Origin of the sequence: Sphingobacterium sp. E70 (genome assembly GCF_019285695.1) — a bacterium.
In the GTDB taxonomy this organism is placed as follows: domain Bacteria; phylum Bacteroidota; class Bacteroidia; order Sphingobacteriales; family Sphingobacteriaceae; genus Sphingobacterium; species Sphingobacterium detergens.
Genome location: NZ_CP079104.1, coordinates 2,199,590 through 2,222,051 on the forward strand (window position 1 = coordinate 2,199,590; position 22,462 = coordinate 2,222,051).

Genomic DNA, 22,462 nt, shown 5'->3' on the forward strand with positions numbered 1-22,462 from the left:
TTTCATGCCGATAAAAGATAAATAATCTCAATGAAAAAGATATTTAATTCGCTGGCTGTATTGCTTCTCATCTCGAGCGCCTCATATGCCCAGCAACCGCAAAATAGAACCACAGCTACCAAAATAGCTGATGTGCTGGCTCAGCAACCCGCAGAGGAAAAAAAAAGTTCCTGCTCGCCATGCACGAGCTGGAAGGATTTACTTCCGATGACATCGTTGCTTTCTAAAGGCCTAAAAGCTCCCGGAAGTAATAATGCTCCAATTGAATTTGCTGCCAACAGCTATTCTTTTATGTCAATCAGCCTGGAAAAGAGCAACAAAGAAAAGTATTTGTTGAAGGTTTAGCAAAATCCATTGCACAACTGAGCGAACCTACAAATCAAGTTTTCGCTTTACGTTTACTGCGCCAGTGCGCAGATAACTCCGCAATCCCAGCTGTGGCAAATTGTTTAACGAACGATAATCTAGCTGATGCTGCTGCGAGAACTTTGGTCTCTATTCGTACCAGCGAGTCAGCTACGGCCTTGGAAAAAGCATTAGCAGCTTCAACGACTGAAAAAACTGCAATCGCTATTGTTACAGCACTAGGCGATTTAAAGGTTGCAAATGCGGAAAACGCTATTTTGGATTTCACCAAAAAATATAACTCTGATGCTTTCCAACGCACCGCTTTGATCGCATTAAGTAAAATTGGTGGTACAGCTTCCGCTTCGTTATTCCAAAATAAATTGAACGATGCGGCATATAGTTACGATAAATTTGATGCTGTCGGACTAGGTATTGACTATGCACAATCGTTGATCGACAATAAGCATGATCAAGATGCCATCAAATTCCTGAACAAATTCTTCCAGGAATCACAGAAAGCGAAATCCATCAACGGACAATTTGCTTCATTGAAATTATTGGCTGCCATCAATCCAGGTAAGCAACAAAAAAATCTACTGTCTGCTGTAAAGAGTGATAATGGTGCATATCGTAACCTTGCGTTGCAATTGCTCGGTAAATATGGTAAAGGTAGTGATGCGAAAAGCCTGCTGGCTCTAGCGAGTAAGGGGACACCAGAGGTACAGGAAAGTGTCCTAAACTATCTCGCACACAACGGATCTGCGAGCAGTTTAAACGCAATCCAGGCCTTGGTCGGCAAAACGACTTCGCCAGTGACAAAATTGGCAGGATTAAGCGCGATCAACAAACTTTCACAAGGAAAAGAGACCAATACCCTAATACAGGCCTTTGATGCGGATCAAGAATTTAACAATTCTGTTAAGGCGCTTATCCTATCTTCAAAGGATGCTAATGTGATCAATGATGTCAATACTGCACTCGCTTCTGTTGATGACAGCAAAAAGTTCAGTTATTGGATATATTGAGCAAACGCTCCAATAATGCGTCTTCAAAAGCTGTTCTAGCGATTAAAACAACAAATCCAACAGTAGAGGAAGCTATAAATAAAGCTTTACCTAATGTCGCTCAGGAATCTGATCTTGAAGAACTTTTCAATAGGTTGAACAATACCACTGATCCGAAATCGGCAACGTTATTGCAGAAAGCAGTTGTCAATGTTGTTCAATCAAGCCCTAATGCAAAAGGATTAACAGGAAAATTAGCTGCAAATATTTCAAAATCAGCCGCTCCTAGCGCTGCAAAATACTTCCCTATTTTTGCTGGACTTGGTGATGACCAATCGTTGCAAGCAGTCGGCAATTACGTAAATAATAATAATCTGGAATTAAGGACTGCAGCCATTACATCGTTGTCAAGTTGGTCATCCGCTAATGCACTTCCTAAACTAGTATCCTTATCAAGAACAGAAAAGATGACAACCTATTCAATACGGTTTACAGAGGATTAGTCAAGTCTATTTCATCTTCGGCTAATACGGCTGATCAAAAACACTTTTATTACGTGACGCATTTAGTGTTGCAAAGACTGTAGAACAGAAGAAGGCTGCACTTTCAGCTCTTCAACCAACAGGTACTTATCAAGCTTTTATTTTTGCTGCGGATAAAATGGCTGACCCCGAACTAGGAGAAGCAGCTGCGAATACAGCCATGAATATTGCCATGGACAATAAATACTATGGTAGCAAAGTCAGAGAAGTTCTAGAACAGGTAATCGGTAAACTGTCCGGTAGCGAAAGTGGTTACCTGAAAGAGGCGGTTGTTCGCTACCTTTCTGAAATGCCGGTAAAAGAAGGTTATGTATCACTTTTCAATGGTAAGGACCTTAGCGGTTGGAAAGGATTAGTCGCCGATCCAATCAAACGAGGTAAAATGAACGCCAAAACGCTGGCATCCGAGCAAGCGAAAGCAGACGAGATCATGCGCAAGGGTTGGTCAGCCTCGAATGGAGAGATTGTTTTTAGTGGCAAAGGAGATAACCTGGCTACCATAAAACAATATGGAGATTTCGAGATGCTTGTAGACTGGAAATTGGAGAACTATGGTGGTATAGAGGGTGATGCTGGTATCTACTTGAGAGGCACTCCACAAGTACAAATTTGGGATATCGCCAATACAAGAGTGGGCGCTCAAGTAGGCTCAGGGGATTGTACAACAACCAAAAAAATGAAAGCAAACCACTCAAGGTTGCTGACAACGCTACTGGTGAATGGAATACCTTCAAAATCAAAATGGTCGACGATAAAGTCACCGTTTGGTTAAACGGTCAATTGGTAACCGATAATATTCCACTTGAAAATTATTGGGACAGAAATCAATCCATTTTCCCTACAGAACAGATCGAACTCCAAGCTCATGGGTCAGTTGTTTACTACCGAGATCTTTTTATCAAGGAATTCCTAGAAAGCAGATCTTCAAAATAAGCGAGCAAGAGAAAAAGATGGTTTTGAGGTGCTATTTGACGGAACAAATCTGGACAAGTGGACTGAAAACAAAGCTTATATCATTAATGATGAAGGTTATATCTGGGTATACCCTAATGCTAAATTTGGCGGAAACTTGTATACAAAAGAAGAGTACTCAGATTTTATCTATCGCTTTGACTTCAAATTGACGCCAGGAGCTAACAATGGTGTCGGGATACGTGCCCCATTAGAAGGTGATGCGGCTTATGAAGCCATGGAAATCCAAGTTCTTGATAATGATGCCGATGTCTATAAAGATTTAAAACCTTATCAATATCATGGCTCTATCTACGGTGTGGTAACAGCTAAAAGAGGTTACTTAAAACCATTGGGTGAGTGGAACTCCGAAGAAATCTATGTAAAAGGCAACCGTGTTAAGGTAACCTTGAATGGCACTGTCATTGTTGACGCTGATATTGCTGAAGCCAGTAAAAATGGTACGTTGGATGGTAAAGAGCATCCAGGTTTAAAACGTACGAGTGGCCACCTAGGTTTCTTGGGACATGGAACTGAAGTATTCTTCAAAGACATTCGAGTAAAAAAACTCAAATAGTTTTACGAAGTGTAAAATAAAGGGGATAGGGATCTTATCCCCTTTTTTCTAAACAACCGGCTTGTTTGACAAGTGAGAAAAATAACCGAATGATTCCAAAACTTTTATTAAATTAAGGTTCTAGGATTCTAATTCAAAATATGATGTTTTATGACAAAAGCCGTGAACTTACTGATTAACAAAAAATTGGATAGTAAACCTGAAAAGAAAAATCTATTCAATAAACTTTCAATTATCAAATTAATAGCCGAATTAGGATCTGTATCAGTAAACGACATTGTAAAAAATCTCTCCCTAAGTCTTCCTACGGTCAACAGCCTGATTGCTGAATTATTGGAGGATAACATTGTCCGTCAATTTGACAAGGGAGAATCTATCGGTGGTCGCAAACCAAACCTATATCGGCTGTGTGATGGATTGTTTCAGGTGTTATGTATCGAGCTGCAGCGCTTCTCCATTACACTGAGCATCATGGACAACAACCAAAATATAGTTGCTGAAACTGTAGAACTGGACAATGAATTATCACGCAATGCTGATAATCTTCATGATATTACACAGATTATCGATCAATATTTGTTAGAAAAATCAGTAGATAAGGAAAATTTAACCGGACTGATCATTAGCATGCCGGGTCTAATCAATGCTGAGGAAGGAACTAATGAGACTTTTTTGCATGACGCATCACAATCTATTACGGCGTACTTCGAGAACAAATATAGCAAACCTGTTTATATACTCAATGACGTAAAGGGCGCAGCATATGCAGAGCTGAAATTTGGTCTGGCCAAAAACACGAGAAATAGCCTTATTATTTTAATGGATTGGGGAATAGGTCTTGGGATAGTTTCCAATGGTGAAGTTTATCTCGGACGGGATGGTTATTCCGGCGAAGTAGGCCATATGCCCTTTATTGATAATGGCGAATTGTGTTATTGTGGGAAAAGAGGTTGCCTGGAAACAGTTGCTTCGGGAATTGCTCTAGTCAACAATGCAAAACAGGAGATCCAAAAAGGTGAACTTACTAAGCTCAATGAATTACATAAGGAGGAACTGGATCACCTAACACCAACTCATGTGATCGAGGCGGCTAATAAAGGTGATCAATTTGCTATAAACCAAATTTCTAAGTTGGGAACCAATCTAGGTAAAGCTTTCGCTTCCCTGATCCAGCTGCTCAATCCAGAACTTATTGTACTTGGAGGCAAAATTGCCAAAGCCAATGAATTAATTACGATCCCGATACAACAGGCAATCAATTCGTATACAATGGCGATATTAAAAGAACATTGCGATATAAAAGTATCCAGTTTGAATCTGGACAGTAATACAATCGGTTTGACAAACTATTTTATCACAAAGTATTTGTCTGTTGAATTGCTCCAGAAATCCAAAATCTAAAACTGACCTGTACTCAACAATACCAGAGTACAGGCTCTTTCAGTTTTAATACCATTCTCCATAGCTATCTGCTCTAACTCAGTATTCTCGGCCCCGGATTAAAGATTATACGCTTTGGTTTCGTTGCCAAAATATAGTTATAATACTCCTTTTGATTTTGCTCCCCAAGATACATGGTCACTGTGTCAATATCGCTATGCACCTCACCTTTCTTCTCGATAGGCGCACCAGCCACTTCTCCCCGCTCAAACCGATGTTAACAATATCATGTCCGTGCTTACGGAGCATATTCGCTGCCTTATTTGAATAACGCGAAGGGTTCGTACTCGCACCTAAGATTAATGTCTTTTTCATCCTTATACTTATTTGTTCATCAACTATACGGCGCAAAGGCATTTACACAGCCTTCATCGGTATTGGAGTTTTAATCCTGTAGTTTCCCTTTAAACACGCTGCTTCTATTTTTTACAGCGATCAAGGGCATGGATCTATTCATCAATAATAAAATCGCCATGGGTACTGTAGGCATTCTTACGTAAAACTGGCATCCCCAAAATTTTATAAAGTTCATCCAATTTCACCAAGCTACCATTTGTCATATTGGAAAGTAAAACAATCACAATATTCCTTTTCAGATCCCGTACATAAATGTGACGAAAACCGTGCCACCATCCTGTATGGTAGACAATATGGTCGTTACCATGTTCAAATGTCCGCCATCCGTAGCCGTAGCTAAAAATGCCTTTTTTGGCATCAGGGTAACCGCGATAAGCCGAATCCAAGGTTGATTGCTTCAATAATCGTCCATCCGCAGCGCCAGATCAAAGCGATATAGGTCACGCACCGTACTGTATACCCCTTTGTCTCCCAATGGGCCATCTTGAAAATTCTGTACAACAGATCTTCGCCATACTTTATCATGACCTATAACGTTGGTTGGAATCTTATCGTAGACAGCCTTTGACAACGCGGCAGTATTCGTCATACCTGCAACATTGAAGACACTATCTTTCATATAGGTCGCATAATCCTGCTTCGACACTTTTTCGATAATAGCTCCTAAAACCATAAAGTTGGAATTATTATAGAAAAAACGACCACCTGGAGCACCATATCTATTCGGTTTAAATTCTGTCAGCATTTTCATAACATCCTGATTCGTCATTCCTTTTTTCGATCGGGCCAGTGGTCTTCCGAAAAATAGACATAGTTAGGTAAACCGAGCGGTGGGTCAATAGCATTTTAATAGTAATACCGGGGTACGGAAAATCAGGATAAAAATCATTGATCGTCTGATCCAGACGTAATTTTCCAGCTTCGACCAACTTCAATACACCCACAGCCGTTATTGGTTTGGTGACGGAAGCCAACTCAAACTTATCATCAATTGCCAAGCTATCGCGTTTCAGGTAATTGGCCCAGCCAAAAGTATTTTGATATAGAATTTTTCCATCTTTCGCCACCAGCACATTTCCATTGAATGCAGCCTTTGAATGCAAGTTTTTCATAAAGGCGTCAATCTTTGGATCAGCATCCTGGGGATTGTAAATGAGTCTTGTACTATCTATTTTTGCTTGTGCTATCGCCGCCTCTTTTTGTTTTTTTCTTTTGAACTACAAGCGATTGTAGATACGAACAAAAGAGCTGCCATTCCCTTTAAAAAAATAATTTCACGTATTGCTTCTCCTGGATTTTCTATATTGTGTTATGTTTACCTAGTTTACTAAGCCAATTCTGTACCTCATTTTTTACACGATACCTGTATCACAATCATGCTATTCTTACTCTGATTAATGTGTATTCTTTTTGATTTTCAATAAAGAATCGTGTATAAAGATAATAATGCTAAAATGAAGATTTTAGTATAAAAAAACGAATTTTTAGAACAAAAAAAGCCACTTTATTACTAAAGTGGCTAATATTTTATTGGCTTGCGGAATCTATGCTAGTAATCTAACTGGATTTTCTACCAATGCTTTTAAAGTCTGTAAGAATGCAGCACCTGTCGCGCCATCTACCACACGGTGGTCACAGCCCAAAGTTACTTTCATTACGTTACCAGGAACTACAGCACCATTTTTCACAACCGGAACAGCTTGGATAGCTCCCACTGAAAGAATAGCGCCATCAGGAGAGTTAATGATAGATGTAAACTCATCTATTCCAAACATTCCCAGGTTGGAAACTGTAAAAGTAGATCCTTCCCAATCCGCTGGTTGTAGTTTTTTCGCTTTCGCTTTTTGAGCAAAATCTTTCACTTCAGCAGAGATGTGAGATAATGATTTACCATCAGCAAAACGTACTACAGGAACTAACAAGCCATCTTCAACAGCCATAGCCACACCAATGTTGGTATGTTCGTTGAAACGGATTTTATCTCCTAGCCAAGACGAATTCACTGCTGGGTGTTTTTTCAATGCGACAGCAACGGCTTTCACCACGATATCATTGAATGATACTTTTACTGGAGCGATCTCATTGATTTGCGCACGAGCAACCATTGCATTATCCATATCGATAGAAACTGTCAAGTAGAAATGCGGTGCTGTAAACAATGATTCTGCCAAACGACGCGCGATTGTCTTACGCATTTGGTTGACAGGTTTCTCTGTATAACGTTCTTCACCAACATACGTAGGTAAAGTAATTGCTTTTGTCTCTGTAGCAGGAGCCGCTTCAGCTGCTGTTGCAGCAGGTTTCGCCGCAGCAGGAACAAAAGATTCAACATCTTTTTCACGATACGACCACCATCTGCTGATCCTTTGATATCGTTCAAGTTGATGCCTTTATCTTTTGCAATCTTACGTGCTAATGGAGAAGCCTTTACACGAGCATCATCATTTGTAGCAGATGCTACTGGAGCAGAAGTTGCAGTAGGAGCTGAATCAGCCTTAGGTGCTTCCGCAGTTTCTGCTTTTGTAGGAGCAGATTTTTGATTCAATAAAGGTGTAATATCAGTTCCCGCAGGACCAACAATAGCAATAATATCATTTACTTTTGCTGCTTCTCCGGCCTCAAGACCAACATACAACAATGTACCATCAGCATAAGCTGTAACTTCCATTGTCGCTTTATCTGTTTCAACATCAGCGATAGCGTCATCAGATTTGATCGTGTCACCAACTTTAAAATTCCATTGTGCAATAACACCTTCTTTCATGGTATCACTTAACAATGGCATTGTGATCACAGTACATCCCAATTCCTCAGCTGTAACTGTGCTCGCCGAAGATTCTGGAGCAGAAACTTCCGCTGTATTTTTTTCTTCGGTTTTTTCTGGTGCTTTCTCAGCTGCAGGAGCATCACCGCTCAGCAAAGCTTGAAAATCTTCACCAGGTTCACCCAAAACAGCAATAACAGCATCGATCGCTACTGCTTCACCTTCTTTAGGGCCAATATATAAAAGAGTACCTTCTTGGTAAGACTCAAAGTCCATTGTAGCTTTATCTGTTTCAATTTCAGCTACTAAATCACCAGAATTTACTTTATCACCAACATTTTTGTGCCATTTTGCGATGACCCTTCGGTCATTGTGTCGCTCATTTTGGGCATTCTTACTACTTCAGCCATTCTGTATTATATTATCAAGTTAAAGAGTATTAATCTAAAATAAATGGATAGTCTTGTTGTACATAAACATCTTTGTACAATTCATCTGCAGTTGGGTAAGGAGATTCTTCCGCAAATTTTACTGACTCATCAACTACTTTTTTCACATCAGCCTCAACCTCAGCAAACCAAGCATCATCCGCATATTTGTTTTCCAAAATAGCATGTTTAGTAGCCAATAATGGATCGCGGTCTTTATACGCTTCTAGTTCCTCTTTCGTACGATATTTCGCAGGGTCAGACATGGAGTGTCCTTTATAACGGTAAGTACGGATTTCTAAGAATGTAGGACCTTCGCCAGCACGAGCACGTTGAACAGCTTCATCCATTGCGTTGTGTACAGCAACGACATCCATTCCATCTACAGGAGCAGAAGGCATATCAAAACCTAATCCCATTTTGTAAATGTCTTGCATGTTAGTTGTACGTTGTACAGAAGTACCCATCGCATAACCGTTGTTTTCACACACGAATATAACTGGGAGTTTCCACAACATCGCCATGTTTAGTGTTTCGTTAAATGCACCTTGACGTACAGCTCCATCGCCCATATAACAGATGTTTACATTATCTGTACCAAGATATTTCTCAGCAAATGCGATACCAGCACCTAAAGGAATCTGACCACCGACGATACCATGGCCACCCATGAATTTATGTTCTTTAGAAAAGAAGTGCATTGAGCCTCCTTTACCTTTTGAACAACCAGTGATCTTTCCATATAATTCAGCCATACAAGCATTTGCAGAAACGCCTTTAGCCAAAGCGTGGGCGTGATCACGATAAGCAGTGATTAAAGAATCCTCAGGTTTAATAACCGACATCGTTCCAGCGACTACTGCCTCTTGTCCTATGTACAAGTGACAGAAACCACGAATTTTTTGCTGTCCGTAAAGTTGACCTGCTTTTTCTTCAAACTTACGCATAAGTAACATAGACTTATACCACTCCAAATATGTCTCTTTTGTTATAGGTGTTGAACTCATTTCAAAGTTTTGATTTTCTTACAATTCTAGACTACAAATCTAATAATTTTGGATGAATTTTCTTGGTCAAAAGTCAATTTTATTTATACTTTAAGACACTTCTAAGACATTTGATTTAAAGTATATAGCATTTTTCAGCAAATAAATGAACGGCACAATCAAATAAATCAAAAACTTATGAAAATAAAAAAGCCAAACGACTTAATAATCATTTGGCTTTATCTATTTTATACAAATTGTTTGCTAGCGCAGTTTTTGGATAAGCTCACTTTCGGTAACCTTCACCTGCTCTCCACTTTCCATGTCCTTGAGCGATAATTGACCGGATGAAACCTCTTCATCTCCAACCAACAACACGTAAGGGATTCCTTTTCCATCGGCATAACCCATCTGCTTTTTCAGCTTCACCGGAGCGGCATACAATTCAACAGCAATATTTTCTTTGCGAAGTTTATTGAGCAAACCTAGCGTATAGGTTTCAAGTTGTTTATCAAAATTGATAATCAATAGCTTAGTAGAATCCGCTTTATTTGCTGGGAATAGGTTCAATTCTTCCAATACATCGTATATACGGTCAGCACCGAATGAGACACCCACTCCTGTCAGATCCTTCAATCCGAACATTCCTGTAAGGTCATCATAGCGGCCACCGCCTCCAATACTTCCCATAGCTACTTCATTTGTCTTTACCTCGAAAATACAGCCTGTATAATAATTGAGACCTCGCGCCAATGTAATATCCAGATCAATAATACGGTTCAATAACTCCGTATCCCCGCTCAACTTGGTAATATAATCAAAGACCTCTTCAATCTCTGCAATACCGGTTAAACCAATGGAAGAATCTGCCAAGATAGATTTTAGCGATGCCAGTTTCTCCCCATTTGAACCTTCCAATAAGATAATCGGTTTCAAAAGATTTAGATCGGCTTCGGTAAAACCTCTTTCCAACAATTCTTTATTGACTCCATCCAACCCGATTTTATCCAACTTATCAATGGCGACAGTCATATCGACAATAAGTTCTGGCTTTCCGATAATTTCGGCGATACCAGAAAGGATCTTCCGGTTGTTGATTTTAATATTAAAATCTTTCAATCCAAAACGTTCGAAGGCCTCTTGATAAATCAGAATAAATTCAGCTTCATTCAGCAAGCTTTCTGATCCCACCACATCAACATCACATTGGTAAAATTCACGGTAACGCCCTCTTTGCGGACGATCCGCACGCCAGACTGGTTGTACCTGAAAACGCTTAAATGGTAAGGAGATATCATTTTGATGCATCACAACGTAACGTGCAAAAGGCACTGTCAAATCATATCTTAGTGCTTTTTCAGAAATATGAGGAATTAGCTTATTCGAATTTTTATCTTGTAGTAGACTATCTGGAGCTTTTGTCAAATAGTCTCCGGAATTAAGGATCTTAAAGATCAATTTATCACCTTCATCACCGTACTTACCTGTTAAGGTTGTTAAATTCTCAAATGAAGGCGTCTGTATTTCATTGTAACCATATTTTTAAACACAGCTTTCAATGTGTCAAAAATATAATTACGTTTGATCATTTCGGAAGGCGAAAAATCACGGGTTCCTTTCGCCAAAGAAGGTTTTACTGTTGCCATATCCGGCAAAGTTAATATTTAGCGGGGACTAAATAAATTAAAGAATAAAAATCCTTTATTCTACTTCCAGAATCTTGAGAAATTCGCAGGCTTTTTCCGCTGCTAATTTTTCGGCCGATTTTTTATTAAAATCGCGTCCCAGACCACACACAACACCATCTACAACAGCTTCGACACTAAACATCTTCGAAGATTCACCCTCTGGATTATCCGTTTGTTGAAATAGGATTTCTTTTCCGGTATGCTGACACCATTCGATCAATCGACTTTTGAAATTAGTCTCAGTCTGCTCCAGCAGTTGGATATCAACATGTGGTTTAATAATACGGTTTAGGAGAAAGCTTTTTGTGAACACATAGCCTTTGTCCAGATACACGGCACCAATTAGCGCTTCAAATGCATCTCCTAACAACGATCCTTGTTTGTTCGGAAAACTGATCATTCGGGCATCGAACTGTATCATTTCGTTGAATCCTAATTTTCTGGAAAGTTGGTTCAGGTTTGCACGACTCACGATTTTGGAACGCATCTCAGTTAGGAAACCTTCGTCTTTATACGGATATTTCTTGAACAACAATTCGGCAACGACAGAACCTAAAACAGCATCACCCAAGAACTCCAGGCGTTCATTACTGTTCTTAGCTCCTTCTTTGATTGTTACTGCAACAGACTTATGTCTAAATGCCATCTTGTACAAATGCACATTCCGGGAACAAAACCTAGTAGGTTTTTTAGTTTCTTAACATATTCCCGATCCGGCGAAATATATAACTTGTATATCCTTGAAAAAGGCATCTCATCTAAAAATAAGGCGACAAGTTCTAATTAAAGAACCTGTCGCTAGCTCATATTACCAAACCATGTTTGAAGGATCAAACATTAAGCTTTATATTTTTTACAATCACGGTAGCATTGTGTCCACCGAATCCAAATGTATTACTCAACGCCGCATTCACTGTACGTTTTTGCGCCTTGTTGAAAGTAAAATTCAATTTATTATCAATTTCTGGATCATCTGTGAAGTGATTGATTGTCGGTGGGACAATATCATTTTGCACAGCCAAGATCGAAGCGATAGTTTCTATAGCCCTGCAGCACCCAAAAGGTGTCCAGTCATTGATTTAGTTGAACTGATATTCAATTTATATGCGTGTTCACCAAACAGGTCAACAATAGCCTTTGTTTCACTGATATCGCCGACCGGTGTAGATGTTCCATGAACATTGATGTAATCAATATCTGAAAAATCCATCTCCGCATCATTGACAGCCATTGTCATTGCCAGTTTAGCGCCCAATCCTTCTGGATGCGAAGCTGTGATATGGTGTGCATCTGCACTCATTCCACCACCTGCAATCTCTGCATAGATTTTTGCACCACGTGCTAAGGCATGCTCTAAGCTTTCTAAGATCAAGGCACCTGAACCTTCACCCGAAACAAAACCATCTCTGTCTTTATCAAAAGGACGGGAAGCTGTTTTGGGATCATCATTTCTTGTTGACAAAGCATGCATAGCGTTAAATCCACCAATTCCAGCTTCATTGACTGTAGCTTCTGATCCACCGGTAACAATCACATCTGCTTTGCCCATACGAATATAGTTGAAAGCATCAATCATTGCATTGGTAGCAGAGGCACAAGCCGATACTGCTGAAAAGTTAGGACCGCGAAGGCCATGACGCATTGAAATATGTCCTGGAGCTATATCAACGAGCATCTTTGGAATAAAGAAAGGATTGAAACGTGGCGTTCCATCTCCCTTTGCAAAGTTGGCAACTTCTTCTGTAAAAGTTGTCAGACCTCCAATTCCTGAGCCCCATATTACTCCGATACGATTTGTATCTAATTTTTCAAAATCTAAGCCAGCATCTTTAATTGCCTCATCAGTAGACGCAATTGCATACTGTACAAAAGGATCGACTTTACGAGCTTCCTTACGATCCATGAAATCATGTGGATCAAACCCCTTTACCTCACACGCAAACTGAGTTTTGAATTTTGACGCATCAAAATGCGTAATAGGAGCAGCTCCGCTTACACCATTTATTAACGCCTCCCAGTATTCTGAGACGGTATTACCAATTGGTGTAAGGGCGCCTAATCCTGTTACTACTACTCTTTTAAGCTCCATTTATTACGATTAGCCTAATTAAATTAGTTAGTTAACGTTTTTTCTAAATAAGCGATTGCTTGACCAACAGTACCAATAGTCTCTGCTTGATCATCAGGAATAGCAACGTTGAATTCTTTTTCAAACTCCATGATCAACTCAACAGTGTCAAGTGAATCAGCACCTAAATCATTAGTGAATGAAGCTTCTGGTGTTACTTCGTTTTCGTCTACACCTAATTTTTCAACGATAATTGCTTTTACTCTTGAAGCGATATCTGACATGATTTTATAGTTTAATTGTTTAATAAATCTGTGCAAAGAAAAATAAATTTCATCAAAATTCAAACCTAAATTGATATTTAGATGAAAGTCACCATGTTAGGCGACCGAACTTATTCGCGTCTTATACTAGCTAACCCACTCTATATTAACTTAGTTCAAGTATAACAAAAATTATTTTGTATTCCAAACACTCAGCTAATTAACTCAAATTTTACACAAAAAGTATATTCCCACCTTAAAATTATTAGTACCTTCGTTAGCATAAGGACATATATTTTAGGAAAAAGTGGTCAATAAGTTAGTAGCAAGGTTAGATATGGATATGGATGAAGAGTTAGATTTCACCCTACTCGCCATCACCTGTCCGCTTAAAGATTACCGCCTCTGCCATTTTATCAACAAAATGACAAACCTAGATTTTTCCAGAGGCAAGGAGAGCAAATACGACCATGACGGTCGCCCGAAAAATAAATCAGAAGAAGAGCTTGAATATCATATCATCTTTGACGTAAAGAAAAAATCAGCTATCACTTCACTGCTTTTCATTATCTCAGTCCGGATTCCGACACAGAATATTTTCTTATTAACAATAAAAGTATTGAGGGAACCTTTTTAATTCCCGAAAACCCCCATTTTGATTTCTTTGTCATCATCAAAAATTACATCTGCGAAGACGATGTTGAACATATAATCAAAAGGATCAGCAAATTACCGGAAGTGGTCATTGCAAAAGAAATATCACCAAAAATATTGAAATCTAAAGAAAATCTCATATTTTAGCAGACTGTAGGTTAGTGTAGCAAATACACCTAACTGTAAATCTAAATTAATTCGATTTAGTTTTGACAAAAGACAACAATACGGCTTGCCGTTTGTTGTCATAAATGAAGAACATTAAAAATACAAAATAACAGATGGAAAAAGTTCAAAAAGGACTAAAATTGTCGCAACATTAGGCCCTGCTTCGGCAGACAAACAAGTTTTGACCAACATGATTGCCAAAGGGGTTGATGTGTGTCGGTTGAATTTCTCTCATGGCAGCCAGGCAGATCACCTTAAGGTAATCGAAACTATAAATGCAATAAATAATGAAACCGGATTCAATGTTGCCATCTTAGCTGACTTACAAGGTCCCAAGATTCGGATCGGAAAAATGAAAGAAGGTGGTGCTGTTCTCGTAAATGGTTCAAAAGTTGAAATTACCACTCATGAACTCATTGGAGATGAAAACAGAATCTACATTACATACGAAAACTTTCCAAACGATGTTGAAGCCAACGAAATCATATTACTTGATGACGGAAAACTTCAACTTCGTGTTTTAGAGACCAACCATAAAGACACTGTTACTTGTGAAGTGGTACATGGTGGCGTCCTTACTTCACGTAAAGGCGTAAACTTACCAAACACCAAAGTATCTATCCCTTCATTGACTGAAGAAGATTTAGATAACTTAAACTTTGCATTGGATCACGGAGCTGACTGGATCGCGATGTCATTCGTTCGTTCGGCAGAAGATATTGCACAATGTAAAGAAATCATTGCTGCAAAAGGAAGCCATGCACGTGTGATCGCGAAAGTAGAAAACCTGAAGCAATCGAAAACATTGATGCAATCATCGAAGCTACCGACGCTGTCATGGTTGCTCGTGGTGACTTGGGTGTTGAACTTCCAATGGAAGAGGTACCAGGACTTCAGAAGATCATTGTCCAAAAATGTAGAGACCTTTCAAAACCTGTAATTATTGCTACGCAAATGCTAGAGAGCATGATTACAACACCTCGTCCTACTCGTGCTGAAGTAAACGATGTAGCCAATTCAGTATTGGATGGTGCAGATGCAGTGATGTTAAGTGGTGAGACTTCTGTGGGTGAATTCCTGAGATTGTAATCGAAACGATGAGTAAGATTATTATCCACGTGGAACAAACTTCTTATCCTTATTATAATGAGAAAGTTAGTGAAATCCACGATGGAACACTTATTCCAGACGCGATTTGCGCTTCTTCAGTTTATCTTGCTCAAAAACAAATGCTTCAGCAATCGCTGTGTTGACTTCCTCTGGAGCAACAGCATTTGAAATTACAAGTTATAGACCGAATGTAGATATCTTGGTATTCACAGGCACACAGAAACTATTGAAACAATTGAGTTTGCTTTGGGGTGTAAAAACATTTATCTACGACAAATTTGAGAGCACAGATGGCTCGATCCATGATGTCAATAGATTTATTGTAAAAACAACTATGTTAAACCGGGATCAATTATCATCAATACAGCATCAACTCCGTTAATTGAAAAAGGTAAAACAAATACAATCCGTGTTTCTCAGTTGTAAGAAATAGGATCATAAAGAAAGGCATTCTCATCGTGAGAATGCCTTTCTTTTTATTTCTTAGGTATAGGAGTCAATCTTTAATTTGAAATCTTTTACTTTCAAACTATCTTCCAACAGCCTAAACCGCAATGTATCCTGTTGTGATTTCCTTTTCTTGGGCGATTTTTCTGTTCCCGGCATAGGTGCCAGACCATCCAACTTTTTGAATTTCTGAACAGGCATATTATACTTAGCCGATGTGGTATCTAATCCAAGGACTGGCATCTTGGATTGTTTATCCTGCAGTAACGGACGATGCTCTTTTAGTTTGATCTGACCGAAAGCAATCCCGACTGTAAAAGATAATGCCAATGATAATACATAAGTTTTCATAACATAATCTATTTTAACTTCTAATTTACAACAACATAACCAAGATTTAAAGCAATTGCTGTTAAACATTGTTAAAACAACTCCAAAACAAGTTAGCATCTTTATATTTGTAACAATTCAAGTAAAGCAGCAGATGGGATGTGGGAATGGCTTAGAATCACAGGATGTAATGAGCTCCTGATGCTATTGAAAATATATATTTGCAAAACATAATTTCATGAAGAAAAATAGTATTGTATTAATCATTGGACTAATGTCTTTGGCACTAATCGGCGTATTGGCTATGCAATTCTATTTCCTGAGAGATTCCTACCGTCAAAAGTCACAGCTCTTTGACGAGTCGGTCAATGCTGCACTTACTGCTGTTGCCGGAAAACTCGAGCGACGTGAAGTTGTCGATTTCGCGAAAGTACAACAGGAGCGTAATATCGAAAAATCCAAACAGGAGCAGGCAAAGCAACAACAATTGACCGAGCAGCTCCAGCTTCAAACTCAAATTGAGAATCTAAGAGGCAAACTGGAGCAGATCTATCAAAAATATAAATTAGAAGAAGATAGATTAAAAGCAACCTATCCAAATATTATTAACATTGAAAACTGGTTTTACGAAACTTATGTTAAAAGAACACAATATCAGGATTTGGTTGAAATCAACATTGTCAAGACTCCCACAAATGGGCTATATTATCAAGAAGACGTTATCGTTTCAGCAACAAAAACAATTCCACGAATTGAAGCCAAAGATGACAGTACACGGTTTTTAATTGTCCATATTGATGATTTCAAGCGATTACTTGGAAAGAGTATCGTAGCTCTCCCCCAAGATCTAATCCAAAACTATCTAAACGAATTTTTGAGCTAGAAACCAAATTAAATAAACTGTCGAAAAAAATGCAGGCTATGGCTTCAATGTTTACGACTCTGTCGCCATGCTTGGTGGTAAAAGGCGGACTACATCGAAGATGTCGCTATCGGAATGGAGCTGGCGAAAAGACCGCTTAAGGATCGGTTGAATATTATTATTGTTCAGGAACTCCTAAAAGAAGAATTGATCCATCGTGACATCAAAGCACCTTTTAATATCAGATATGGAGCACCAGCAATATTTTGCTAAATAATATTCTCAATGAGGCCGAACTAAATAATCCCATAAATACCACAAAGTATTCTACAGCGTTATTTAAAGGTGATGTTGGTGCTGCCCCAGGAAGCTGACCATATACTTCCCGAACAAAAAAGCGATCATAGCAGACAATATGAGCTACTTGCTACTTCCTATGCTCACACTTTTGTTTCTATTGGTCGGATGTTTTGCCTATACACTCATCATTATCTTTAGACAAAAGAAGGTATCTGAGATGAAAACTGACTTCATCAATAATATGACCCATGAGTTTAAAACTCCTGTGGCCACGATCATGATCGCCAGTGAATCACTTAAGGATCCTGATATCAATGCGGACCACAAACGCGTGCAGAAATTGGCCAATATCATCTACGATGAGAATGTTCGCCTCGGGAATCATATCGAACGCGTATTAGACTTAGCAAAACTGGAGAAAGAAACACTGAAACTCGATCGCGAAGATGTGCATATCAATGACCTCGTAGCCGCTGTCACAGACAGTATGCAGCTTCGGATGCAGAATATCGGCGGAAAATTCAGTGTCGATCTCGCGGCAACAAAAGATATTGTTGTTGGGGATGAACTGCATTTCTCCAATGTATTTTACAACCTAATGGACAATGCGATTAAGTATAGTAAAGGAGATCTACATGTCAATATCAGTTCCAAAAATATTGGCGATAACATTGTTATCACCATCGCCGACAACGGAATTGGTATGAGCAGAGATCACCTCCAAAAGATATTCGATCAATTTTATCGTATCCCCACCGGAAATGTACACAACGTTAAAGGTTTTGGTCTGGGCTTAAGTTATGTTCAGGATATTTTGAGAAGACTCAATGGAAGAATCACCGTAAAAAGTGAGAAAGATAAGGGCACAACCTTTGAAGTAATTTTGCCCGTAAAAAAATAACACGTTCTTTTTTGTATATTCAGGGAACATTAGTGAAAATTAATAGATTCATTATGCAAAAGATATTATTAGCAGAGGATGATCCCAATTTGGGGATCTTTTAAAGGACTATCTCGAATTAAAGGGAAAATTTGACGTTACGCTCTGTATTGACGGGGATGAAGCCGTTTCTCAGTTCAAAAAAATGATTATGATTTATGCATTTTCGATGTCATGATGCCAAAAAAGACGGTTTTACCGTGGGCCGTGAGATCAGAAAAACAAATAGCACCGTACCGATTATCTTCGCCACTGCAAAAGGCATGATGGAGGACAAGACAGAAGCGTTTGAATTGGGTGGCGATGATTACATCACAAAACCTTTCCGTGTTGAGGAATTACTTCTTCGGATAAATGCTTTATTGAAACGGAGTGTCAGAGATAAAGAGGATGAAGTAGTTGCAGATAAGTTTGAAATTGGAGATTACTTCTTCGATTATACGAGTCAGCAGATTTCCTACAAGGGTCAAATGCAAAAACTATCGACAAAAGAGGCTGAATTGCTTCGCCTACTTTGTTTAAAAAAGAATGATGTATTGACCCGGGAAGAAGCTTTATTAAAAATATGGCATGACGACAATTACTTCACAGGTAGAAGTATGGACGTATTCCTGAGTAAACTTCGTAAATACCTAAGAGAAGACAGCAAGGTTGAAATCGTCAATGTCCACGGTAAAGGTTACAAACTCCTGGTGAGTTAAAGGCATAGAGGGTGAGATACCAATGCGTGATTTCACCCTCCTTTCCAATGAAAAGAAAGAAATAAAACATTTCTATCCTTAGTAGAATAAAAAAATAGGTGCACTTTTATAAAAAATTTGCATATCAAAAGAAATGTTCTAACTTAGCATCGCTTATAGAGAAAGGCAGAGGGAATAGACCCGATGAAGCCTTAGCAACCTGTCCCTTGACAAGGTGCTAAATTCTACCCTACTTGATATGGGAATGATAAGCCGAAGTCACCGAATTCTAGTGTGTCCTTCTCTCTCTAGCAAGAAATATAGTTGAAAAGAAATATTAAAAACATTATTATGTTATTGACTAACAATTTAGGTTACCCTCGTGTGGGCGCGTTCCGCGAATTGAAAAAGCCAATGAGGCCTATTGGGCTAAAAAATCTTCTGTTGAGGAATTATTGGACACAGCAAAAAAATTCGTGAAGGCAATTGGAAAACACAAAAGATGCTGGAATAGATTTGATCCCTTCCAACGACTTCTCTTTTTACGATCAAGTATTGGATTTAACCCTTACCGTTGGTGCAATTCCTGCTCGTTACCATTCTTTATTGAATAAAGTAGACAACAACTACAGCTTAGACTTATATTTTGCAATGGCACGCGGTTTCCAACAAGAAGGAATCGATGTTACTGCAATGGAAATGACCAAGTGGTTAGATACCAACTACCACTATATGGTTCCTGAATTCACAAAAGATCAAGAGTTCAAATTGACTTCTGAGAAATTCTTAAATGAATACAACGAGGCAAAATCATTGGGTATTGAGACAAAACCTGTTTTATTAGGCCCAATCACTTACCTTTTGATCGGTAAAGAAAAAGAAGCTGGTTTCGACCGTATCGACCTATTGGACAAATTAGTTCCTGTATATGAGCAAATCTTGTCTAAATTGGCAGAAGCTGGTGCACAATATGTTCAGATCGACGAGCCTTTCTTGGCTTTGGATTTAGATGCAAAAGTAAAAGCATTATACCAACCTACGTTCGAGAAATTGGCTGCTGCTGCCAAAAACATCAAATTGATCGCGACAACTTACTTCGAAGCTTTAAAAGACAACGAAGATATCGCGGTTAACTTACCGATCCATGCATTACACTTGGATTTAGTACGTGGAGAAAACCAATTGGATACCGTTTTGGCTAAAGTTCCAGCTTCATTGACATTATCTTTAGGTATTGTTGAAGGCCGTAACATCTGGAAAAACGATTACGAAAAATCATTGGTTAAAATCAAACAAGCAGTTGATGCATTAGGCAAAGACCGCGTTTGGATTGCTCCTTCTTCCTCTTTACTGCATGTTCCTTTTGACTTAGATAATGAGCATAATGAGCAATCATTGCCTGCTGCAGTTAAAAACTGGTTAGCATTCGCAAAACAAAAATTAGCAGAGGTAAAAGATCTAGCAGTCTTAGCAGAAGGCGAAGTTGATGCAGAAACAACAAAACGTTTCGAAGCAAACAAAGCTGCAGCAGAAAGCCGTCGTACTTCTCCGTTGATCCACAAACCAGAAGTTAAAACACGTACAAGCAACATTACTGATGATGATGCAAAACGTACGTCAGTTTTTGCTGACCGTAAAGCGGCACAACAAGCGAAATTCAACTTGCCAGCATTCCCTACGACAACAATCGGTTCTTTCCACAAACAAAAGATGTGCGTAAATGGAGAGCTGATCTGAAAAAGGGATCGATCACACAGGAAGAGTACGATAAAGCAATTGCTGAAGAAACTGAAAATACAATCCGTCTTCAAGAGCAACTGGATATCGATGTATTGGTTCACGGTGAGTTCGAACGTAATGACATGGTTGAATACTTCGGTGAGCAACTAGCTGGATATGCATTTACACAAAACGGTTGGGTACAATCCTATGGTTCACGTTGTGTGAAACCTCCAATTATTTATGGAGATGTATACCGTCCAGAAGATATGACTGTACGTTGGTCTTCATACGCTCAATCATTGACAAACCGTCCGGTTAAAGGAATGTTGACTGGTCCTGTAACAATCTTACAATGGTCTTTCGTACGTAACGATCAACCACGTTCAACCACAACTTACCAAATCGCATTGGCGATCTTAGACGAAGTACAAGCTTTGGAAAAAGCAGGTATCAAAATCATTCAGATCGATGAGCCAGCGATCCGTGAGGGATTACCATTGCGCAAAGCAGATCAAAAGATTACTTAAACTGGGCTGTACGTGCATTCCGTGTATCTTCATCCAATGTTGAAGATGATACACAGATCCACACACACATGTGTTACTCTGAGTTTAACAACGTGATCGAAGATATCGCAGCAATGGATGCAGACGTAATTACAATTGAGACTTCACGTTCACAAATGAAATTATTGAATGCTTTTGCAGGTGATTTCAAATACCCGAACGATATCGGTCCTGGTGTATACGATATCCACTCACCACGCGTACCAAGCAAAGATGAGATGGTAGACCTATTGCGCAAAGCAAAAGCAGTAGTTCCTTCGGAACAACTTTGGGTTAACCCTGACTGTGGATTGAAAACTCGTGCTTGGCCTGAAACTAAAGCCGCTTTAGAATCAATGGTTGAAGCTGCGAAAATCTTAAGAGCAGAATAATTCTTAAACTATATTGATAAAAGCCCAAGATGAAATTTCATCTTGGGCTTTTTTTGAATACTTTATCCGACATCAAGCGTCTTCGTCTGTTATTTACTCCGCTTTTTGCCCGTCTTATTCATTTCCAATTTTCCTTTAATCCGATCTTCAATAGACTTTATGATCGTGGACAGATCGCTGTTCAGATTATCCAATTTAGCCATTTTGAGGATTTTTAAAGCCTTTTGTATTTCTTTAATTTCTCAAGTAGCAACACCTTCTTGATCCAGATTACAGCCAGGGACATCCCCGGCAATGTCAACGCATATTTGATGGTTTTCTTTGCCGCTTCGTAATCCCCCATGTCTATCAGGGTCTGTATAAAATAAGGATACACCTCCAAAGCATGCACATTGTGGCTTAAAGCTTCCTGAAAATATTTCTTTGCCTGTTCATAATCAAACAGCTGCTCCGCATAAACCCGCCCCATTAGGCACAATGCCATGGTATTGGATTCATCGTATGACAAGGCATAGGATAAGGATTCTAGCGTATCCTCCAGATAATATGGATAATTATCCAAGGCCTGGAGAACATATTTATTCACTGAATTCATCGTTTTTTTAAACATTACATGAGTATTGAGCTTCTTGCGGCTACCTCTAGCCACACAGATGCCATTTCCTTTTATCGGTTAGATCATCTCAAATGATCGCGTGGCAATACAGACATCACAATCCGATGTCATATACAAATGCCAAAAGTGGTCCGGAAAAGAAGATTAAGAGAGTGCGGTATTCCGGAGAATATGCCCAAGACTCTTCTTTAAGGACGAAGCTGGGGTTTTTAGTATAGCAAACATATTCTTCCGTTTTTTTATTTTATATTAATACCTTATTGTGCTGCAAAGATTCAAA

21 protein-coding genes, 7 pseudogenes and 1 riboswitch are annotated in these 22,462 nt (G+C 39.0%); of the genes and pseudogenes, 16 read left to right on the top strand and 12 right to left on the bottom strand.

Annotation, left to right across the window (positions count from 1 at the left end):
• Nucleotides 1-30: 30 nt before the first annotated feature.
• The 7 genes from KUH03_RS15700 (at nucleotide 31) to KUH03_RS15730 (ending at nucleotide 4,823) form a co-directional block, all read left to right on the top strand.
• Complete coding sequence (locus KUH03_RS15700; protein WP_257094634.1) at nucleotides 31-345, top strand: hypothetical protein; 315 nt, start codon at nucleotides 31-33, stop codon at nucleotides 343-345.
• A 92-nt stretch (nucleotides 346-437) separates the two neighbouring features.
• Entirely contained in the window at nucleotides 438-1,373 is a 936-nt protein-coding gene (locus tag KUH03_RS15705) for a HEAT repeat domain-containing protein (protein ID WP_257094636.1), read from the top strand.
• The gene (locus KUH03_RS15710) at nucleotides 1,361-1,855 is read left to right on the top strand and encodes a hypothetical protein (protein ID WP_257094638.1); all 495 of its coding nucleotides are present in this window, start codon (nucleotides 1,361-1,363) and stop codon (nucleotides 1,853-1,855) included. Before KUH03_RS15705 ends, KUH03_RS15710 begins: the two co-directional genes overlap by 13 nt.
• A gap of 157 nt (nucleotides 1,856-2,012) precedes the next feature.
• On the top strand, nucleotides 2,013-2,666 hold the full coding sequence (locus tag KUH03_RS15715; RefSeq protein ID WP_257094640.1) for a DUF1080 domain-containing protein: 654 nt from the start codon (nucleotides 2,013-2,015) through the stop codon (nucleotides 2,664-2,666).
• Nucleotides 2,552-2,827, top strand: a complete 276-nt coding sequence (locus tag KUH03_RS15720) for a DUF1080 domain-containing protein (protein ID WP_257094642.1) — start codon at nucleotides 2,552-2,554, stop codon at nucleotides 2,825-2,827. The genes KUH03_RS15715 and KUH03_RS15720 overlap by 115 nt, the downstream gene beginning before the upstream one ends.
• A gap of 28 nt (nucleotides 2,828-2,855) precedes the next feature.
• Entirely contained in the window at nucleotides 2,856-3,422 is a 567-nt protein-coding gene (locus KUH03_RS15725) for a DUF1080 domain-containing protein (RefSeq protein ID WP_257094644.1), read from the top strand.
• A gap of 162 nt (nucleotides 3,423-3,584) precedes the next feature.
• Entirely contained in the window at nucleotides 3,585-4,823 is a 1,239-nt protein-coding gene (locus tag KUH03_RS15730; RefSeq protein ID WP_257094646.1) for an ROK family protein, read from the top strand.
• A gap of 177 nt (nucleotides 4,824-5,000) precedes the next feature.
• On the opposite strand, the gene KUH03_RS46005 is transcribed toward KUH03_RS15730, so the two are convergent.
• The 10 genes and pseudogenes from KUH03_RS46005 to KUH03_RS15780 form a co-directional block, all read right to left on the bottom strand.
• Nucleotides 5,001-5,177, bottom strand: coding sequence for a CoA-binding protein (locus KUH03_RS46005; RefSeq protein WP_306429602.1), 177 nt, complete (start codon nucleotides 5,175-5,177; stop codon nucleotides 5,001-5,003).
• 134 nt (nucleotides 5,178-5,311) lie between these two features.
• Complete coding sequence (locus KUH03_RS15740; protein WP_257094648.1) at nucleotides 5,312-5,620, bottom strand: beta-lactamase family protein; 309 nt, start codon at nucleotides 5,618-5,620, stop codon at nucleotides 5,312-5,314.
• Nucleotides 5,617-5,964: a serine hydrolase gene (locus tag KUH03_RS15745; RefSeq protein ID WP_257094650.1), complete on the bottom strand. Its 348-nt coding sequence runs from the start codon at nucleotides 5,962-5,964 to the stop codon at nucleotides 5,617-5,619. Before KUH03_RS15745 ends, KUH03_RS15740 begins: the two co-directional genes overlap by 4 nt.
• Complete coding sequence (locus KUH03_RS15750) at nucleotides 5,948-6,331, bottom strand: serine hydrolase (protein WP_257094652.1); 384 nt, start codon at nucleotides 6,329-6,331, stop codon at nucleotides 5,948-5,950. Before KUH03_RS15750 ends, KUH03_RS15745 begins: the two co-directional genes overlap by 17 nt.
• Before the next feature lie 432 nt (nucleotides 6,332-6,763).
• Nucleotides 6,764-8,393: pseudogene (locus tag KUH03_RS15755) on the bottom strand (2-oxo acid dehydrogenase subunit E2).
• Between the two features lie 29 nt (nucleotides 8,394-8,422).
• A complete protein-coding gene (pdhA, locus tag KUH03_RS15760; RefSeq protein ID WP_120261760.1) occupies nucleotides 8,423-9,418 on the bottom strand; it encodes a pyruvate dehydrogenase (acetyl-transferring) E1 component subunit alpha in 996 nt (331 codons plus the stop codon).
• A gap of 243 nt (nucleotides 9,419-9,661) precedes the next feature.
• A pseudogene (gene hisS, locus KUH03_RS15765) lies at nucleotides 9,662-11,043 on the bottom strand (histidine--tRNA ligase).
• A 55-nt stretch (nucleotides 11,044-11,098) separates the two neighbouring features.
• Nucleotides 11,099-11,838, bottom strand: a pseudogene (gene rnc, locus KUH03_RS15770) (ribonuclease III).
• 77 nt (nucleotides 11,839-11,915) lie between these two features.
• Nucleotides 11,916-13,174 (bottom strand): annotated as a pseudogene (fabF, locus tag KUH03_RS15775) (beta-ketoacyl-ACP synthase II).
• Between the two features lie 23 nt (nucleotides 13,175-13,197).
• On the bottom strand, nucleotides 13,198-13,437 hold the full coding sequence (locus KUH03_RS15780) for an acyl carrier protein (protein ID WP_257097018.1): 240 nt from the start codon (nucleotides 13,435-13,437) through the stop codon (nucleotides 13,198-13,200).
• Between the two features lie 286 nt (nucleotides 13,438-13,723).
• Here KUH03_RS15780 and KUH03_RS15785 point away from each other — a divergent pair, with 286 nt between their 5' ends.
• The 3 genes and pseudogenes from KUH03_RS15785 (at nucleotide 13,724) to pyk (ending at nucleotide 15,774) form a co-directional block, all read left to right on the top strand.
• Entirely contained in the window at nucleotides 13,724-14,053 is a 330-nt protein-coding gene (locus KUH03_RS15785; protein WP_257094655.1) for an IPExxxVDY family protein, read from the top strand.
• A complete protein-coding gene (locus KUH03_RS15790; RefSeq protein WP_257097020.1) occupies nucleotides 14,020-14,217 on the top strand; it encodes an IPExxxVDY family protein in 198 nt (65 codons plus the stop codon). Before KUH03_RS15785 ends, KUH03_RS15790 begins: the two co-directional genes overlap by 34 nt.
• Nucleotides 14,218-14,344: 127 nt before the next feature.
• Nucleotides 14,345-15,774 (top strand): annotated as a pseudogene (gene pyk, locus KUH03_RS15795) (pyruvate kinase).
• Nucleotides 15,775-15,831: 57 nt separating this feature from the next.
• Here pyk and KUH03_RS15800 read toward each other — a convergent pair.
• Nucleotides 15,832-16,146: a hypothetical protein gene (locus tag KUH03_RS15800; RefSeq protein ID WP_257094657.1), complete on the bottom strand. Its 315-nt coding sequence runs from the start codon at nucleotides 16,144-16,146 to the stop codon at nucleotides 15,832-15,834.
• A gap of 217 nt (nucleotides 16,147-16,363) precedes the next feature.
• On the opposite strand from KUH03_RS15800, the gene KUH03_RS15805 reads away from it, so the two are divergent.
• From KUH03_RS15805 to metE, 6 genes and pseudogenes are all read left to right on the top strand, one after another.
• A complete protein-coding gene (locus tag KUH03_RS15805; RefSeq protein ID WP_257094659.1) occupies nucleotides 16,364-17,008 on the top strand; it encodes a hypothetical protein in 645 nt (214 codons plus the stop codon).
• A 114-nt stretch (nucleotides 17,009-17,122) separates the two neighbouring features.
• Entirely contained in the window at nucleotides 17,123-17,260 is a 138-nt protein-coding gene (locus KUH03_RS15810; protein ID WP_257094661.1) for a hypothetical protein, read from the top strand.
• A 142-nt stretch (nucleotides 17,261-17,402) separates the two neighbouring features.
• Nucleotides 17,403-18,188, top strand: coding sequence for a sensor histidine kinase KdpD (locus tag KUH03_RS15815; RefSeq protein WP_257094662.1), 786 nt, complete (start codon nucleotides 17,403-17,405; stop codon nucleotides 18,186-18,188).
• Nucleotides 18,189-18,241: 53 nt separating this feature from the next.
• Nucleotides 18,242-18,928 (top strand): annotated as a pseudogene (locus KUH03_RS15820) (response regulator transcription factor).
• Nucleotides 18,929-19,078: 150 nt separating this feature from the next.
• A riboswitch (SAM riboswitch) is annotated at nucleotides 19,079-19,182 on the top strand.
• 211 nt (nucleotides 19,183-19,393) lie between these two features.
• Complete coding sequence (locus KUH03_RS15825; RefSeq protein ID WP_257094664.1) at nucleotides 19,394-20,644, top strand: hypothetical protein; 1,251 nt, start codon at nucleotides 19,394-19,396, stop codon at nucleotides 20,642-20,644.
• Nucleotides 20,620-21,566: pseudogene (gene metE / locus KUH03_RS15830) on the top strand (5-methyltetrahydropteroyltriglutamate--homocysteine S-methyltransferase). Before KUH03_RS15825 ends, metE begins: the two are co-directional and overlap by 25 nt.
• Before the next feature lie 214 nt (nucleotides 21,567-21,780).
• Here the strand turns inward: metE and KUH03_RS15835 are convergent.
• Complete coding sequence (locus tag KUH03_RS15835) at nucleotides 21,781-22,215, bottom strand: tetratricopeptide repeat protein (protein WP_257094666.1); 435 nt, start codon at nucleotides 22,213-22,215, stop codon at nucleotides 21,781-21,783.
• Nucleotides 22,216-22,462: the final 247 nt, after the last annotated feature.

Coding starts and splice junctions, on each gene's coding strand:
- KUH03_RS15700 (WP_257094634.1), top strand. CDS start 31: ATGAAAAAGATATTTAATTCGCTGGCTGTATTGCTTCTCATCTCGAGC.
- KUH03_RS15715 (WP_257094640.1), top strand. CDS start 2,013: ATGGCTGACCCCGAACTAGGAGAAGCAGCTGCGAATACAGCCATGAAT.
- KUH03_RS46005 (WP_306429602.1), bottom strand. CDS start 5,177: ATGAAAAAGACATTAATCTTAGGTGCGAGTACGAACCCTTCGCGTTAT.
- KUH03_RS15745 (WP_257094650.1), bottom strand. CDS start 5,964: ATGCTGACAGAATTTAAACCGAATAGATATGGTGCTCCAGGTGGTCGT.
- KUH03_RS15750 (WP_257094652.1), bottom strand. CDS start 6,331: ATGAAAAACTTGCATTCAAAGGCTGCATTCAATGGAAATGTGCTGGTG.
- pdhA (WP_120261760.1), bottom strand. CDS start 9,418: ATGAGTTCAACACCTATAACAAAAGAGACATATTTGGAGTGGTATAAG.
- KUH03_RS15780 (WP_257097018.1), bottom strand. CDS start 13,437: ATGTCAGATATCGCTTCAAGAGTAAAAGCAATTATCGTTGAAAAATTA.
- KUH03_RS15800 (WP_257094657.1), bottom strand. CDS start 16,146: ATGAAAACTTATGTATTATCATTGGCATTATCTTTTACAGTCGGGATT.
- KUH03_RS15805 (WP_257094659.1), top strand. CDS start 16,364: ATGAAGAAAAATAGTATTGTATTAATCATTGGACTAATGTCTTTGGCA.
- KUH03_RS15810 (WP_257094661.1), top strand. CDS start 17,123: ATGGAGCTGGCGAAAAGACCGCTTAAGGATCGGTTGAATATTATTATT.
- KUH03_RS15815 (WP_257094662.1), top strand. CDS start 17,403: ATGAGCTACTTGCTACTTCCTATGCTCACACTTTTGTTTCTATTGGTC.